General features: G+C 66.7%; 16 protein-coding genes and 1 tRNA gene. 6 read left to right on the top strand and 11 right to left on the bottom strand.

The window, feature by feature from the left end; all coding sequences use genetic code 11:
- Window positions 1–148: 148 nt before the first annotated feature.
- Together ROA7023_RS16150 and ttcA are read right to left on the bottom strand one after the other, a co-directional pair.
- A complete protein-coding gene (locus ROA7023_RS16150) occupies window positions 149–1,615 on the bottom strand; it encodes a putative bifunctional diguanylate cyclase/phosphodiesterase (RefSeq protein WP_159458548.1) in 1,467 nt (488 codons plus the stop codon).
- A 144-nt stretch (window positions 1,616–1,759) separates the two neighbouring features.
- Window positions 1,760–2,626: a tRNA 2-thiocytidine(32) synthetase TtcA gene (gene ttcA / locus ROA7023_RS16155; RefSeq protein WP_085880076.1), complete on the bottom strand. Its 867-nt coding sequence runs from the start codon at window positions 2,624–2,626 to the stop codon at window positions 1,760–1,762.
- Window positions 2,627–2,728: 102 nt separating this feature from the next.
- On the opposite strand from ttcA, the gene ROA7023_RS16160 reads away from it, so the two are divergent.
- Window positions 2,729–3,286, top strand: a complete 558-nt coding sequence (locus ROA7023_RS16160; RefSeq protein ID WP_085880077.1) for a DUF3833 domain-containing protein — start codon at window positions 2,729–2,731, stop codon at window positions 3,284–3,286.
- A 68-nt stretch (window positions 3,287–3,354) separates the two neighbouring features.
- On the opposite strand, the gene yidD is transcribed toward ROA7023_RS16160, so the two are convergent.
- The 3 genes from yidD to rpmH are packed head-to-tail and all read right to left on the bottom strand — an operon-like array spanning window position 3,355 to window position 4,152.
- A complete protein-coding gene (yidD, locus tag ROA7023_RS16165; protein ID WP_085880078.1) occupies window positions 3,355–3,576 on the bottom strand; it encodes a membrane protein insertion efficiency factor YidD in 222 nt (73 codons plus the stop codon).
- Entirely contained in the window at window positions 3,573–3,962 is a 390-nt protein-coding gene (gene rnpA, locus ROA7023_RS16170) for a ribonuclease P protein component (RefSeq protein ID WP_085880079.1), read from the bottom strand. Before rnpA ends, yidD begins: the two co-directional genes overlap by 4 nt.
- 55 nt (window positions 3,963–4,017) lie before the next feature.
- Window positions 4,018–4,152, bottom strand: a complete 135-nt coding sequence (rpmH, locus tag ROA7023_RS16175) for a 50S ribosomal protein L34 (RefSeq protein ID WP_085880080.1) — start codon at window positions 4,150–4,152, stop codon at window positions 4,018–4,020.
- 337 nt (window positions 4,153–4,489) lie between these two features.
- Here rpmH and ROA7023_RS16180 point away from each other — a divergent pair, with 337 nt between their 5' ends.
- From ROA7023_RS16180 to ROA7023_RS16195, 4 genes are all read left to right on the top strand, one after another.
- Window positions 4,490–5,221: a TVP38/TMEM64 family protein gene (locus tag ROA7023_RS16180; protein WP_085880081.1), complete on the top strand. Its 732-nt coding sequence runs from the start codon at window positions 4,490–4,492 to the stop codon at window positions 5,219–5,221.
- Between the two features lie 3 nt (window positions 5,222–5,224).
- Entirely contained in the window at window positions 5,225–6,640 is a 1,416-nt protein-coding gene (locus tag ROA7023_RS16185; RefSeq protein WP_085880082.1) for a dihydrolipoyl dehydrogenase family protein, read from the top strand.
- Between the two features lie 16 nt (window positions 6,641–6,656).
- Window positions 6,657–8,060, top strand: coding sequence for a sensor histidine kinase (locus ROA7023_RS16190; RefSeq protein WP_085880083.1), 1,404 nt, complete (start codon window positions 6,657–6,659; stop codon window positions 8,058–8,060).
- A 72-nt stretch (window positions 8,061–8,132) separates the two neighbouring features.
- Window positions 8,133–8,209: transfer RNA gene (locus ROA7023_RS16195), tRNA-Arg, on the top strand.
- A gap of 192 nt (window positions 8,210–8,401) precedes the next feature.
- On the opposite strand, the gene ROA7023_RS23915 is transcribed toward ROA7023_RS16195, so the two are convergent.
- From ROA7023_RS23915 to ROA7023_RS16220, 5 genes are all read right to left on the bottom strand, one after another.
- On the bottom strand, window positions 8,402–9,058 hold the full coding sequence (locus ROA7023_RS23915) for a hypothetical protein (protein ID WP_143535597.1): 657 nt from the start codon (window positions 9,056–9,058) through the stop codon (window positions 8,402–8,404).
- 409 nt (window positions 9,059–9,467) lie between these two features.
- Window positions 9,468–9,797, bottom strand: a complete 330-nt coding sequence (locus tag ROA7023_RS16205) for a hypothetical protein (protein WP_085880085.1) — start codon at window positions 9,795–9,797, stop codon at window positions 9,468–9,470.
- Window position 9,798: 1 nt separating this feature from the next.
- Window positions 9,799–10,233, bottom strand: a complete 435-nt coding sequence (locus ROA7023_RS16210) for a hypothetical protein (RefSeq protein ID WP_234992269.1) — start codon at window positions 10,231–10,233, stop codon at window positions 9,799–9,801.
- A 209-nt stretch (window positions 10,234–10,442) separates the two neighbouring features.
- Window positions 10,443–12,683, bottom strand: a complete 2,241-nt coding sequence (locus ROA7023_RS16215) for a xanthine dehydrogenase family protein molybdopterin-binding subunit (RefSeq protein WP_085880086.1) — start codon at window positions 12,681–12,683, stop codon at window positions 10,443–10,445.
- Window positions 12,684–12,688: 5 nt separating this feature from the next.
- Window positions 12,689–13,147, bottom strand: a complete 459-nt coding sequence (locus tag ROA7023_RS16220; RefSeq protein ID WP_085880087.1) for a (2Fe-2S)-binding protein — start codon at window positions 13,145–13,147, stop codon at window positions 12,689–12,691.
- 129 nt (window positions 13,148–13,276) lie between these two features.
- On the opposite strand from ROA7023_RS16220, the gene ROA7023_RS16225 reads away from it, so the two are divergent.
- Window positions 13,277–13,843, top strand: a complete 567-nt coding sequence (locus tag ROA7023_RS16225) for a TetR/AcrR family transcriptional regulator (protein ID WP_085880088.1) — start codon at window positions 13,277–13,279, stop codon at window positions 13,841–13,843.
- 13 nt (window positions 13,844–13,856) lie between these two features.
- Here the strand turns inward: ROA7023_RS16225 and ROA7023_RS16230 are convergent, their stop codons facing one another.
- Window positions 13,857–14,777, bottom strand: a complete 921-nt coding sequence (locus ROA7023_RS16230) for a LysR family transcriptional regulator (RefSeq protein ID WP_085880089.1) — start codon at window positions 14,775–14,777, stop codon at window positions 13,857–13,859.
- Window positions 14,778–14,953 lie beyond the last annotated feature (176 nt).

Consider the following 14,953-nt stretch of genomic DNA (forward strand, 5'->3'; position numbering starts at 1 on the left):
AAGGGGGCATGGCCTCAAAGCTTCGGCACAAGAGCTCGGAAACCCGGCTTTTGAAGGGTTCGGACCAGGCCGGGCTGGCGGGTGCGCGGATTGCCGCGGTCAGCCCCGGGGGCGGCGCCGGGCCGGGGCGCACAGGCTTGTGGACCGGTCAGCCGATCTTGCGGGCGCTCTTGGCCGATCCCGCACCGCGGTCAGCAAGGCCCTTGACCCAGGGGGCCACATCCGACAGCGGCATCGGCCGCGCGATCCAGTAGCCCTGGATGTGGTCGCATCCGAGGGAGGCGAGCGTGTCCCATTCGGCCTCGGTCTCGACACCTTCGGCCAGCGTCTCGAGCCCCAGACGCTCGGCCATCGTCAGGATGGCCGAGACCATCTTGTGCTGTTCGGGGTCGCGGTCGATGTTGGTGACGAACGAGCGGTCGATCTTGATCCGGTGGATCGGAAACTGCCGAATCGTGGTGATCGACGCGTGGCCGGTCCCGAAATCGTCGAGGTCCAGCCGGCACCCAAGCTTGGCGAGCCCGGTCAGAGTGTTCGCCACCGTGTCGTCGGAGCCTCCGGCGACGACGGTTTCGAGAACCTCGACCGAAAGCCGACAGGGGTCCAGGTCGAACCGTTCGAGCGCCTGCGCGACCCGGTTCGCCAGACCGGGCTGCCGCAATTCGGCGGTGGAGAAATTGACCCCGACCCGGTCCACGGAGAGGCCGGTCCTGTCCCAGTCGCGCAGCGCCGCGAGGGCGCTGTTCAGCATCACGTGACCGAGTTCCTCCATCAGGCCCGCCGCTTCCATCGCGGGCAGGAATTCCGCCGGGGAGACCATCCCGCGGGACGGCGAATGCCATCGGGCAAGCGCCTCGAATCCGGTGACCTTGCCGGTTCGGGTGCAGACCTGGGGTTGGAAAAAGGGACGCACCTCGCCGCGCACCAGCGCGGTGCGGACCTCTCGCAGAAGGGCCTCTCGGGTCTCGATCCGTGTCTTCATCGCGGCGTCATAGCCCAGCACCGTGCCCAAGCCGGAGCGCTGCGCCTCGAGCATCGCAAGGGTCGCGGATTGCAACATGCGCTCGCCATCGGGTTGCATGACCTTGCGGCTGAGCGCGTAGCCGACCGAGAACGTCGGGTGGACAACCTGCTGGCCGAGCGCCACGGGCCGCGACAGGGCCAGTTGCAGCCGCCTCGGGACCGCCTCGGCCTGCTCTTCGGAGAGGTCGCGCATGGCGGCGAGGGCCACGGCGAAGGTCTGCCCGTCGAGCCGCGCGCACGTATCTGAATCGCGCACGCCGGAGATCAGCCGCCGCGCAATCTCGATCAGCACGGCTTCGAGGCCGGCGCGGCCGACCCGTTCCTCGAGCAGCTTGAAATCCTCGATCTCCAGCACGACGACGGCGCTTTGGCAGCCCCTCTGCGCGGTGCCGCGCAGGTCGTCGTCCAGGTTGGCGATCAGCCCGGAGCGGGTGTCGAGGCCGGTCAGCGGATCGGTTTCGGGGCCCCGGCGGCCGGCCCCCCGGTCAATGCTGACCGCGAGGATCGCGGGCAACAGGAAGGCGGCGATCAGGAACCCCGGTTGCTGCGACACCAGCCAGCCCGCGAGCGTCAGCAACGGGATGATCGTCATCGCACGGCCACGCCTCGGCGCACCATGATTCTGGCCGTCCCGTATCCTGTGCGCTGCGCCCTTGTGCATCCGGATGCTGTCCCCTGTGCCCCGAGCAGACGGGGCGATCGGAGCAAGACTAGGCATCCGCGGCTTGGTACGAGGTTAACGGAGCGCTGAAATCTCCGAAGAATCCGTGTCGTTGCGCGATCCTGTGGTCAATCCGGCGAAATCGAACAGCTTCGGATCCAGCAGATGCGAGGGCCGGGCGTTCATAAGGGCGCGAAACATCACTTGCCGCCGGCCGGGGGAATTCTTCTCCCATCCGTCCAGAATCTGCTTCACCTGTTGCCGTTGCAACCCGTCCTGGGACCCGCAGAGGTCGCAGGGAATGATCGGATAGTTCATCGCGCGGGCGAATCGGTCGCAATCGGCCTCGGCCACATGGGCGAGCGGACGATAGAGGAACAGGTCGCCCTCTTCGTTGACCAGTTTCGGCGGCATCGTCGCAAGCCGGCCGCCGTGAAAGAGGTTCATGAAGAAGGTCTCGAGGATGTCGTCGCGATGATGGCCGAGGACGACGGCCGAGCAGCCTTCCTCCCGCGCGATCCGGTAGAGGTTGCCACGCCGCAGCCGCGAGCAGAGCGCACAATACGTGCGGCCGGCGGGGACCTTGTCGACAACGATGGAATAGGTGTCCTGGTATTCGATCCGGTGCGGTACGCCCATCCGGTCGAGAAATTCCGGCAGCACCGTGGCGGGAAAGCCGGGCTGTCCCTGGTCAAGGTTGCAGGCCAGCAGATCGACGGGCAGCAACCCGCGCCATTTCAGCTCGTGCAGAATGGCCAGCAGGGTGTAGCTGTCCTTGCCGCCCGACAGGCACACCAGCCACCGCGCCCCGCGCTCGACCATGGAATATTGCTCTATCGCCTCGCGGGTCTCGCGCACGAGCCGTTTGCGGAGCTTGCGGAACTCCGTGGTCGCGGGGGCGCCCTGAAAGAGCGGATGAATGTCCTCGGGTGTATCCAGCATGGGACCGGGTTAGAGCAGCGAAGGTGACCCGGCAAGACCCCAGCCGTTGGCGGCCGGCCTCGACGGGCTAGGTTGCGTAACAAATTGATCGGATCCCTTGATATGCGCCTTATCCTTATCCTTGCACTCGCCGCCGCCGCCGCCGCCGCCACGCTTGCCGGCTGCACGGGCAAACCCTCGTTCGACGACCCGAGCCTGAGCAGTCGCGAGCTGGAGTTGGAGGAGTTCTTCGACGGAGAGCTGGTCGCCCATGGACAGTTCCAGGACATCTTCGGCACCGTCCGGCGGCAGTTCGTGGTCGAGATCGAGGGGGATTGGGACGGCGAGCGCCTGGTCCTGCAAGAGGATTTCACCTACGAGGACGGCGCGACGGAGCGCCGGGTCTGGACCCTGACCAAAACCGGGGAGGAGACCTGGGAAGGCACCGCTCCGGGGGTGGTCGGCGTGGCCATCGGCGAAGAACAGGGCGACAGGTTCAACTGGCGCTATACCATTGACCTGCCGATCCCCTCGGCGGACGGGCCGACCAGGACCCAGCGCGTCACCTTCGACGACTGGATGTGGTTGCAATCCGATGACCGCCTGTTCAACCGGGCCTACATGCAGCGCTACGGCGTCGATATCGGCGACGTCTCGATCAGTTTCGAAAAGCGCCGATGAGGCCGGCCTCGACGGCGGAGTGGCCCCCGGTGGGTCCTGACGGGCCCCGGTCGCGCCAGACGGTGCCGTCAGTCGGGAACGTTGTCGATGCCGGACCCGCCCCAGGGATGGCACCGCCCGATGCGGCGGGCCGCGAGCCAGCTGCCTTTCAGGGCGCCGTGCCGGTCCAGCGCCTCGAGCGCATAGGCCGAGCAGGTCGGCGTGTAGCGGCAGCCGTGGCCGACCCAGGGCGAGAAGAGCAGGCGATAGGCCCGGACAGGCAGGGCGACGATCCTGGCGGCGAAGGTCATCGGTGCACGGCCTCGATCGCGCGGGCAAGGTCTCGGCGCAGGGTCTCGAAGGGCATGGCGTCGGTGCTGTCGCGGCGGCCGATCAGGACATAGTCCCAACCGGGGCGGCCGAGGCGGGGCAGGTCGAGCCGCGCGATCTCGCGCAGGCGGCGCTTGGCGCGGTTGCGGGCCACGGCGTTCCCGACCTTCTTGGAGCAGGTGAAGCCCACGCGGATGACGTCCGCCCGGGTCTCTCCGGGCTGGCGCCGCCGACCCTGGAGCACAAAGCCGGGCATCGCCTTCCAGCCCGCGCGGGAGGCGCGGAGGAAATCGGCCCGGGCGGTCAGCCGTTCAAGACAAACAGAAGATGCGGTGGGCGGGCCCTCGGCGGCATCATGGTCCTGCATCCTGGCGGATCCTGTGGCGGCGTGGCCCGGGGCGTGGTTCACCCCCGGCACGGGCTCAGGCGCTGAGCTTCTTGCGGCCCTGGGCGCGGCGCGCGTTCAGGATCTTGCGGCCACCCTTGGTCGCCATGCGGGCGCGGAAGCCGTGGCGGTTCTTGCGAACCCGGTTCGAAGGCTGGAACGTGCGCTTCATAGCGTATCTCCGTCTGTCTCGGTGAGCTCTGGTCGCTCAGTCTGCTGTCGTGGCCGAGACCCCGCCCGAAGGACGGGGAATCGAGGCCACAGGAAATTCGAAGCTCAGGCCATAAAGCCGACCACAACGCCTGTCAACGCGCCCGAAGCGGGAATTCTGAAACAAATCCCTGTCCCTGTCCCCGCGGATTGTTACAATCCGGCCTTGTTGGCCCGCCGGGACAGGGCCGGGTTGAAACATCCGCGGCGCAGGCATCAAGGCCGCGTGACACCGCTAGGACCTCCCGGCGCGACGGTCCATGTGTCTGTCAACGCACACGCCACATCGGACCGATCAGATGACAGATATGCCGCATACCTCGCCCAACCCCCTCCTGCGCCGATTGCCATTGGCCGCCATTCTCGTGGTGGCCGGGCTCGGCGCGTTCTTCCTGCGCGACTACCTGAGTTTCCAGACCCTGGCGGAGAATCGCGAGGCGCTGATCGCCTATCGGGACGCCAACTACCTTGCCACCGTGGCGGCCTTCATGGCGGCCTATGTCGCGATTGTCGCCTTTTCGCTGCCCGGCGCCAGCGTCGCCACCCTGACCGGGGGCTTCCTGTTCGCGACCTTCCCCGGCGCCCTGATCAATGTGACCGCCGCCACGCTGGGCGCGATCGCCATCTTTCTCGCCGCCCGCTGGGGCCTTGGCGAGCGGTTGGCAGACCGGATGGAAGCGAGCGAGGGCACGGTGAAGCGGATCAAGACCGGGATCGACGAGAACCAGTGGTCGATGCTGTTCCTGATACGCCTGGTGCCGGCGGTGCCGTTCTTCGTGGCCAACCTGGTGCCGGCGCTGGTGGGGGTGCCGCTGTCGCGCTACGCGATCTCGACATTTCTGGGAATCATCCCCGGCGGCGTGGTCTATACCTCCGTGGGCGCGGGCCTCGGCGAGGTGTTCGAGCGCGGAGAGCGGCCCGACCTCGGCATCCTGTTCGAACCGCAGATCCTGCTGCCGATCCTGGGGCTTTGTGCGCTGGCCGCGCTGCCCATCCTGATCAAGGCCGTGCGCGGCAAGAAAGGACTCTGACCGATGGAGCGTATCGACACCGACATCTGCATCATCGGCGCCGGATCCGGCGGTCTTTCGGTGGCCGTCGGGGCCGCGCAGATGGGCGCCCGGGTGGTGCTGCTTGAAGGGCACAAGATGGGCGGCGATTGCCTGAACTACGGTTGCGTGCCGTCGAAGGCGCTGATCGCGGCCGGCAAACAGGCGCACGCACTCGGTCAGGGTGCGCAATACGGCGTGGCCGACGCGGCCCCGGTCGTCGACTACGCCGCCGCCAAGGACCACGTCGCGGACGTCATCGCCACAATCGCGCCGGCCGACAGCCAGGAGCGGTTCGAGGGCCTCGGCGTTCAGGTCATCCGGGAATTCGGTCGCTTCATCTCGAAGACCGAGGTGCAGGCGGGCGACCGGATCATCACGGCGCGGCGCTTTGTCGTGGCGACCGGGTCCGGCCCGTTCGTGCCGCCGATCGACGGGCTGGACACAGTCACGGTGCATACAAACGAGACGATTTTCGACCTGCGCACGCGGCCGGAGCACCTTTTGATCATCGGCGGCGGCAATATCGGGATCGAGATGGCACAGGCCCATGTGCGGCTCGGCTCTCGGGTGACGGTGATCGAGGGGCAGACGGCGCTGGCGAAGGACGATCCGGAGCACTCGGCCATCGTGCTTGACCGGCTGCGCGCGGAGGGCGTCGAGATCATAGAGGGCGCCCAGGCCGAGCGGGTTTCCGCCACCGGCGGCGTGACCGTCCACACCGGCGACCGCGAGATCACCGGCAGCCATCTGCTGATGGCCGTGGGGCGCAAGGTCAATGTCGAGGGGCTGGACCTCGACAAGGCCGGCGTGGCCCATGACCGGCGCGGGGTGAAGGTCGGTGCCGACCTGAAATCCGTCAGCAACAAGCGCGTCTATGCCGTGGGCGATGCCGCGGGCGGGCTGCAATTCACGCACCTGGCCGGGTATCACGCCGGAATCGTCGTCCGCTCGGCCGTTCTGGGCCTGCCTGCCAAGGCCAGGACCGACCATATCCCCTGGGCCACCTACACCGACCCGGAGCTGGCGCAGGTCGGCCTCACCGAGGCGCAGGCGCGCAAGAAGCACGGCCGCAACCTGACTGTCGTGCGGTCGGACTATGCCGAGAACGACCGTGCCATCGCCGAGCGCCGGACCACCGGGCAGATCAAGGTCATGGTGGTGCGCGGCCGTCCCGTGGGCGCCTCCATCGTGGGCCATGCCGCGGGCGAATTGATCGGCTATTGGGCCCTGGCCATCGCCAATAATCTCAGGATGCAGGCGATTTCGAACACGGTCCTGCCCTATCCGACGTATAGCGAGATTAACAAACGGGCGGCGGGTGCCTATTTTGGACCCAAGCTCTTCGAGAGCGCGACAGTGAAGCGCGTGGTTCGCCTTGTCCAAAGGTGGCTGCCCTGAGGCGAACGGATAGATCATGCTGAACTCGCTTTCCGGGCGGTTCCTGGTTCTGACGACGGTCTTCGTGATGTTGGCAGAAGTCCTGATCTTCGTGCCGTCGGTCGCGCGGTTCCGCGAAGACTATCTTCTGCTGCGGCTGGAACGGGCGCAGATCGCCTCTCTGGCCCTGCTGGCCGACGACATGATCGACGCCGACCTGGAGCGTGAACTGCTCGACAATGCGGGCGTCTTCAACGTCGTGCTGCGGCGCGACGAAGTGCGCCAGCTTGTGCTGTCCTCGCCGATCCCCGAGCCGATCAACGCCACCTACGACATGCGCGATGCCTCGGCCTGGCTGCTGATCCGCGACGCGCTGGCCCGGCTGGCCGACCCCACCGACCGGATCATCCGGGTGATGGGCAACCCGGTCCAGGACGGCGGGCTGCTGATCGAGGTCACGATGGAGACCGGCCCCCTGCGCACCGCCATGCTGGACTACGGGCTGCGCATCCTGGTGCTGTCGGCGGTCATCTCGATCTTCACCGCCGCGCTGCTGTTCCTGGCCGTGCGGGCGATCCTGGTCAAACCGATCAAGACGCTGGTGCAGTCGATGCAGCGCTACGCCGCCGCCCCCGAGGATGCCCGGCACATCGTCACCCCCGGCGCGGGCATCCGCGAGCTGCGCGAGGCCGAAGAGGCGCTGGCCTCGATGCAGACGGACCTGACCTCGGCGCTGAAACAGAAGGAACGGCTCGCCCAGCTTGGGGGGGCTGTCTCCAAGATCAGCCACGATCTGCGCAACATCCTGACCTCGGCCCAGCTTTTCACCGACCGGATCGAAGGGTCGGACGATCCGCTGGTCAAGCGCATGGCGCCCAAGCTGGTGGGCTCGATCACCCGCGCCGTCAGCCTCTGCGAGAACACGCTCGCCTTTGGCCGGGTGGACGAGCCGCCGCCGCAGCTGAACCGCCTGCAGCTAGCGGATCTGGTGGCCGATGTGATCGACAGCGAGCGGCTGGCCGCGGGCGATCACGACATCAGCTTCTCGGAGGATATTCCGCTGGGGCTCACGGTGCGGGCCGATGCCGAACAGCTGTTCCGGGTGGTGGCCAACCTGGTGCGGAACGCGCGGCAGGCGATCGTGGCGACGGGCAAGCCGGGCGAGATCTGCATCAGCGCGACCGAAGATGACGCTGCCTGGAGCATCACCCTGACGGATACCGGCCCCGGCCTTCCGCCCCGGGCGCGCGAACATCTGTTCAAGCCGTTCCAGGGGGGGGCCCGCAAGGGCGGCTCCGGCCTCGGCCTCGCGATCTCGGCCGATCTGATCCGCGGCCACGGGGGGCGGCTGGAGCTCAAGCGCACCGACGAGACCGGCACCCAGTTCATCATCCGCCTGCCCAAGTCCGACGCGACCCTGTCGGCCGAAGCGGCGGAGTGATCGGACCACATTGGATATTTCCGCGAGCCTCTTGCATCGCCCTGCACTGAGGGCTAAACGGCCCTCATCCGGGCGCTGGTAGCTCAGTTGGATAGAGTACCTGACTACGAATCAGGGGGTCGGGGGTTCGAATCCTCCCCAGCGCGCCATTTAACAATCTGTCAGTTGCCGAGCAAAACCGACTTTTGCGTCACATCGCTGACCCAGAGCGAGGCGCTACGTCCGAAGGCCGGGGCCGGGCGGTCATTCGTGAAAATTGCAGCGAACGGCAAGAACGAGCCCAAAGTTCCGGTTTTCTGCGAGATGGCGAATGACGGCTTTGCGGGAATTGTGCCCCTGCATCATTTAAAACCCATTTTTGTAATGTCGAACTGTTCTGCAAACATCTTCCCCAGATGTTCTGGGTTAACGCCATCACGAAAGGCTCGTTTGGTTGGCTCATCATCCATAATGTCGATCAACGAAAAGCCCTTTTCATCAGGTGCTAGTACCGGGTTTTGTTTCCCTGCAGCAACTTTGTATCGATCAAACCATTCGTCCCAGCCGTCCTCGTTTTGGTTCATCAAGTTGTCGATCTCCTGACCTAACGGCGACGCGGCGAACTCTTCGGAAATTCGGGTGAAAGTTTTAGCGGCGGTGTCAAGCAAATCCATATCCAGATTGTTCAACGGATACAGCTTACCGTTTACGGACACCTCGTTGAGGATGTTACCGAGGCACATCGCAAAGCAGTTGCTGTTTGGGTTCCCAATCTCAAGAACGTCTATTGCGTTTGAAAATGCTGAAGCAGCTAGTGAAATTTTGTGCGGTCTCTGGCCAAATCGTCCATCGAACAGATGGGGATTCTTCGTCCATACGGCATCAACTAAGCTCGTTGCAGACGACGCGGGGTCGTTATCAAAAAACCCACTTTTTTGCTGCATCTCCAAGAGGTTTTGAACGATAACCGCTGCCTCACTTTTTTTGAATGTATCTTTAATGCCGCCAAATAATCTCATTTTTCGTTCCTAATTGTCCAAGGTAACCAGCTTCGCCTCGTCGGTGCCGACAGCGGGGCTGTAACGCGGCTCTCTGATTGATCTAGGCGTTTGCGAAGCCAGTGTATCTATGCCTGACCTTTGAGATTCAAGAGTGGTCATTGGCGCAGCCGCAGCGAAAGCTCACTTTGTCCGCACATCGAACCCTCGCCCGTTCAGCGTCGAAGGTCCGGTCTGGGTCAGAAATGCTCGGCATTTGGGTCGGAATTGTTTGGCACGGCGCACTGACAGGATTCATGGAATTTGCCGGAAAGAGTCGGAAATGCGCGATATTCGACACAAACCTTCCCTTCCAGATCTGACGATGGCTGAAGCCGGGCCGCATTTGTGCGGGGTCGCTGGGGTGTCTGTCTGCGCGGTGGCGGGGGCGTCAGGCGTTCCGTGCGGGAGGATCGCGCCAGAGGGCGGCGAACAGACCCAGCGAGGCGCAGATGTTGCAGGCGGCGATCGCCCAGTAGAGCGGTGCCGGGCCGATCTCCGGCGTGGCGGCCAGGAAAATGGCAAAGCTTGTCCCGGCCGGAAGAAGAAGGAACGTCAGCCAGGCAAGTCCGCGCATCGCCCGGGAGAGGCCAGCCGCAAGCCCCAGGGACAAAAGCCCCGCGCCGATCAGGACGGCCGAGGCGAGCGCAGCGCCCATCGTCGCGGCGGCGGCCAGGTGGAGGGCGGCGGAGAGCATCAGGAAACGGGCGGCGGCTTTCATCTCAATCCTCCGGATCGGCGGGGCAGGGTTGGCCGGCGACGCCCCAGATCAGAACGTCGTTCACGTGATCCTCCAGGGAATAGGGGGCCGGCTCTCGGGTGCCGCCCGGCGCCCATCCCCAGAGGACAAAGCCGTGGTGCCCCGCGTCCGTGACCAGGTGTTCGGCGAGGCCCATCCAGTCGCGCCCGCCGTTGCGCTCTGGGTCGGACAACTGGGCGCAGACTTCGGCGCTGGTCTTGCCGAACCACTCGAATTCGACGGGGGCCAGCTGCCAGGGCAGGCCCACATGCGGGGCCGCGTGGGGCAGGTCATTGGGCTGCTCCGATTGGGCGTGACAGGTGGCGCAGGGCAGGAATTCCACGCCGATCCGGCTGTCTCCGGCGTTGACGTTCATGCCGTGGGGGCGGGCCTCGCCGTAGGAGGGCCCGGACCACATCGGGACGTTCGACGGCCCGACATGGCAATTGGCGCAGCGGGGGTGGCTGGTGACCTCATAGATGCGGGCCCAGGCGTCCTGTCCTTCGGCGAGCGTCGCGGATGCGGGGGGGGGGCAAGCGGGATCGCGGGCCGGTCGTCACCCTCTGCAAGGGCCGGCTGGGCGGACAACAGGAGGGCGGCGAGACAGGTGCGGATCATGGCGGGCCCTCAGACGAAGCGGATGAAGTTGTGGAACGGCATCTCGCGCAGGCGCTGACCCGTCGCGTCGAAGATCGCGTTTGCCAGCGCCGGTGCGGCGGGCGGAACGGGCGGTTCACCGATGCCGCGGACCGTGCGGTTGTTGGTCAGGGTGCGGACCTCGATCTGCGGTGTCTGGTAGAGGCGCATGCCTTCGGCCGCGTGGTAATTGGTCTGCTGCGCAATGCCGTCGGAATAAGTCACCTCGGAATTGATCGCGTGGCCGAGCCCCCAGACGACGCCGCCCTGGATCTGGTTCTCCGTATTGACCGGATCGACGATCATGCCGGCATCGGCGGCGACCCAGACCTTGTCCACGCGGATGCCGTCGGGGGTGTTCGTCACCTCGACAACCTCGGCCACCGGGACGCCGAAACTTTCCACCAGGGCCACGCCGCGGCCCTTGCCCTCGCCCAGGGGGGCGCCCCAGTCCGACATCTCGGCGACGGTGCGCAGCACCTCGGCCGCGACCGGCGAGTCGATCAGGCGGAGGCGCTCGTCGATCGGGTCGGCGCCGGCGGCGCGGATCAGCTCGTCGAGGAAGCTCTCGATGTAGAAGCCGCCCGACGAGGCGCCGACCGACCGCCAGCTGGATGTCGGCGCGAGTTCCGGAACGGCATAGGCCCGGACGCGGAAATCCGACAGGTTGCCGTAGGGCGCGTTCCAGACGCCGGCCGGGATCTGCAGGTCGGGCCCGGGAGAGGGCTGACCCAGCCGCCGGAATTGTGACCGCAGGGCCGATACGGCGGCCACCTGGATGTCAATCGTCCGGACCTGCCCGTCGCGAATGGCGCCCCTGCCGCGGGCCATGCCGATATGGCGGGGAAAGTCCTGCACGAAGTCCTCTTCGCGGGCATAGGTCATCTTGATCGGGGTGCCGCTCAGGCGCGTTGCGATCTCGGCGGCCTGCCGGACGAAGTCCAGCTCCAGCCGGTGGCCGAAACTTCCGCCGGAATGCTGGTTGTGGAAGACCACGGCGTCGGGCTCGTGGCCGGTCACGTCGGCCACGACCTGTTGCAGGAAGCCCGGCGTCTGGTGACCGGTCCAGACCTCGGCGCCGTCGTCCGTCACCCGGACGATGGCATTGAGTGGCTCCAGCGGCTGGTGAGCGACATAGGGCGTGCGATACTCGGCCTCGATTACCTCTGCGGCCGAGAGCGCGGCCCCAGCGTCGCCGATGTCGCGCCAGAGCCGGTCGAGCCTGTCTTCGGTGAAGGACCGGGCGACCTCGGCCCAATGGTCGGCCTGTTCGGGGGGATAGGGGGCGGGGGCCCAGTCGATCTCCACCGCCCTTGCGGCCTGGAAGGCTCGCCAGGTGTTGTCGGCCAGAACGGCGATGCCGTTGGTGATCTCGATGATGTCGCGCACGCCGGGCATGTCGCGAGCCGCGGACGCGTCATAGCCCAGCATGGCGGCCCGGCGCGGGTTCGTCCGGACGGTCGCATGCACCATGCCGGGCACCTCCAGGTCGATACCGTAAAGCTGCCGACCGGTGGACTTGGCGACCACATCGCGCCGCTCCGACGGCTTGCCGATCAGCCGCCACCGGTCCGGGGACCGGAGCGTGACCTGCTGCACCGGGTCCAGCGTCGCGGCGGTGGCTGCGAGGTCTGTGTAGGGCAGGCGGGTCCCGTCGGGCAGGACAACCGCCCCGCTCTCGGTCTTCAGCTCATTGACCGCGATGCCGGAAACCTCGGCGGCGGCCAGCTTGAGCGTCTCGCGGGCGACGGCGCCGGCCTGGCGGAGCTTATCGAAACTGTCCGGGGTGGAGGTCGACCCGCCGGTGCCCTGAAGCCCCGTGACCTTGACGAATGCGCCAAGCGCGGCCCGCGCGGTCTCGGCGCCCAGGCTCGTGTCGGTCGACAGGAAAGGGGCGCCTTCGGCAGCGAAGGCGTGGTTGTAATAGGCGGGGGACGGGGGGCCATACTCGGTCAAGAACTGGCCGTGGTCCAGGTCGAGCTCTTCGGCGATCAGGGTGGCCTGCATGTGGACCACGCCCTGGCCGATGTCGGCATGGGGGGTGATCAGGGTGATCCTGTCCGCGCTGATCTTGACCCAGGGGTTGAAGGTCGCCTCGTCCTCGGCCAGCCCGTCTTCCAGCGGGTTGGCATGTGGCCGGGCGACCATGAAAGTGCCGAAGGCCACGCCCCCGGCAATGGCGGCGGAGCCGATCAGAAAGGCGCGGCGGCCGACCTTGCGCAGTGTTCCCATGTGGCTCAGGCCCCCATCCGGCTTGCCGCCAACCGGACGGCCGCGCGGATCCGGGGATAGGTGCCGCAGCGGCAGAGGTTGCCCGACATCAACCGGTCGATGGTCTCGTCGGAGGGGTTCGGATCCCCCTCGAGCAGAGAGATCGCCTGCATGATCTGGCCGGACTGGCAGTAACCGCACTGGGCGACCTGGGTCTCGATCCAGGCCCGCTGGACCGGGTGCACGGAATCCTCCTCGCCGAGCCCCTCGATGGTGGTGATCCGGGCCCCGTCGAGCGTGCCGATCGGGTGTTGGCAGGCCCGCACGGCAAGGCCGTCCACATGGACCGTGCAGGCGCCGCATTGGGCGATGCCGCAGCCATACTTGGTTCCGGTCAGGCCCAGCTCGTCGCGCAGGACCCACAGCAGGGGCATGTCGGGTTCGACGTCGACCTCGTGGGATGTTCCGTTGACCGTGATCCGCATGGGTGACCTCCTCGAACAACTCTACCCAGCCGGACCCATCGCCCGCGCTGTTGACAGATTTACATATTTTGAAAAAATGTCAAGTCGGGGGATTTGACAATGGAATGATTGCCTCGCCATGTGTCGCAGATGACCGATCCGGACTCCGCCATCCTCGACGCCGCCGTGCGCATCTTCGTGCGCTACGGGATGCGCCGTGCGACCATGGCCGATATCGCCGAGGAGGCCGGGCTTTCGCGGCAGACGCTCTATGACCGGTTCGGGGGCAAGGACGGGATCGTCGTGGCCTCGATCCGGCACCTCGGCGACGTGACCTGCGACCGGGTGCAGGCGGGCTGGACAGAGGCGCCGGGACTTGCCGCGCGGCTCGACATCTATTTCCGGATCGCGGTGCTGGAGGTGTTCGACATGTTGCAGGCCTCGCCGGATGCCGACGACGTGCTGGCCGGCCAGGGGCCCGCCGCGCAGCAGGCGGCCCGGGACGCGGAACGGCGCAAGCGGGCGATGATCGCGGACATGCTGCGCGAGACCGTTCCCGACCTGCCGCCGGACGTGCCGAACCGGGACGAAATCGCGGGCTTCGTCACGTCGGCCGCGGCCCAGGCCAAGTATTCCATGACTGACCGGGCTGATCTGACCATCTTCCTCGCCACCCTGAAGGCTGCGACCCTGGCGCTGACCCGAACGGCGCTGTAGCGGGCCCACCCGGTCAGGTGAGCGCCTGTCGGATGATCCCCAGCAGCCGTTCGGCCAATGGGCTGATCTGGCGGTCCTTGCGGCGGATCAGGTGATAGGGCGGCATCTCGACCGGCGTGGCCATCGGCAATGTCCGCAGCCCGTCCGGCGCAGGCCCGCAGATCACCTGGGCCACCTCGCGTGAGACCGGGGCGATCGCATCGGTGCTGTGCAGGCAGGCGATCGTGACCAGCAACGAGGTGGTGTTGATGACTTCGGAGGGCTGGGCCACGCGTGCGTCCCGCAACGCGGCCTGGAACGCCTCTCGCAGGGGGGTGCCGCGCGCCTGCACAACCCAGGCAAAACCCGCGATCGCGGCGTAGGGCAGCGGCCCGGCCGCCGACAGCGGATGGCCGGCGCGGACCACCAGCCGCGTCTCTTCGGCCCGGCGGCCCAGCACGTCGAACTCGCGCATGTCCGCGTCGGGCGGCACCCGGCACAGGACGAAATCCCGCTTGTCCTCCGTCAGCGCGGCCATCAGCTGCACGCTGGGGCCGACCTGCACATGGACATCGGCGTCGGACACGTCCTCGCGCAGCCGGCGCAACGCGGGCACCACGAGGCCCACGGCCGCCCCGGTCACCGCGCCGACGCGCACGGTGCCGCTGCGGCCCGCGCGAAAGGCCTGCACCTCGAGGGCCGTGACCTCCAGATCGGACAGCAGCGCCCCCGCGCGGCGGGCCAGCACCCCGCCGATGGGCGTCGGGCGCATCCCCTTGGGGTGCCGCTCGAAGACCTCTGCGTGCAGGTCACGCTCCACCTCGCCCAGCATCCGGGACGCGGCGGGCTGCGAAATCGCCAGCCGGTCGGCGGCGAGGGACAATTGCCCGGTCTCGGCGATGGCATGGATCAGCCGGTAGTGACGCAGCTGCAGACGGCTCAGGGGATCGGACATGCCGGGATTGATATGCCGATGTCGAAAAATTGCAATTGAAGGTTATATGGTGCCACCCGTAGCCTTGGCGGCGAACATCGGTCCCCGGCCCGCCGCGTCCGAGAGGATGGCGAATTGCCAGGCGCACGGGCCCGCGCGATCATGGACAGCATCACACAAAGTCGGCAGGTTCGGCC

It is taken from the genome of Roseisalinus antarcticus (assembly GCF_900172355.1).
Lineage (GTDB): Bacteria > Pseudomonadota > Alphaproteobacteria > Rhodobacterales > Rhodobacteraceae > Oceanicola > Oceanicola antarcticus_A.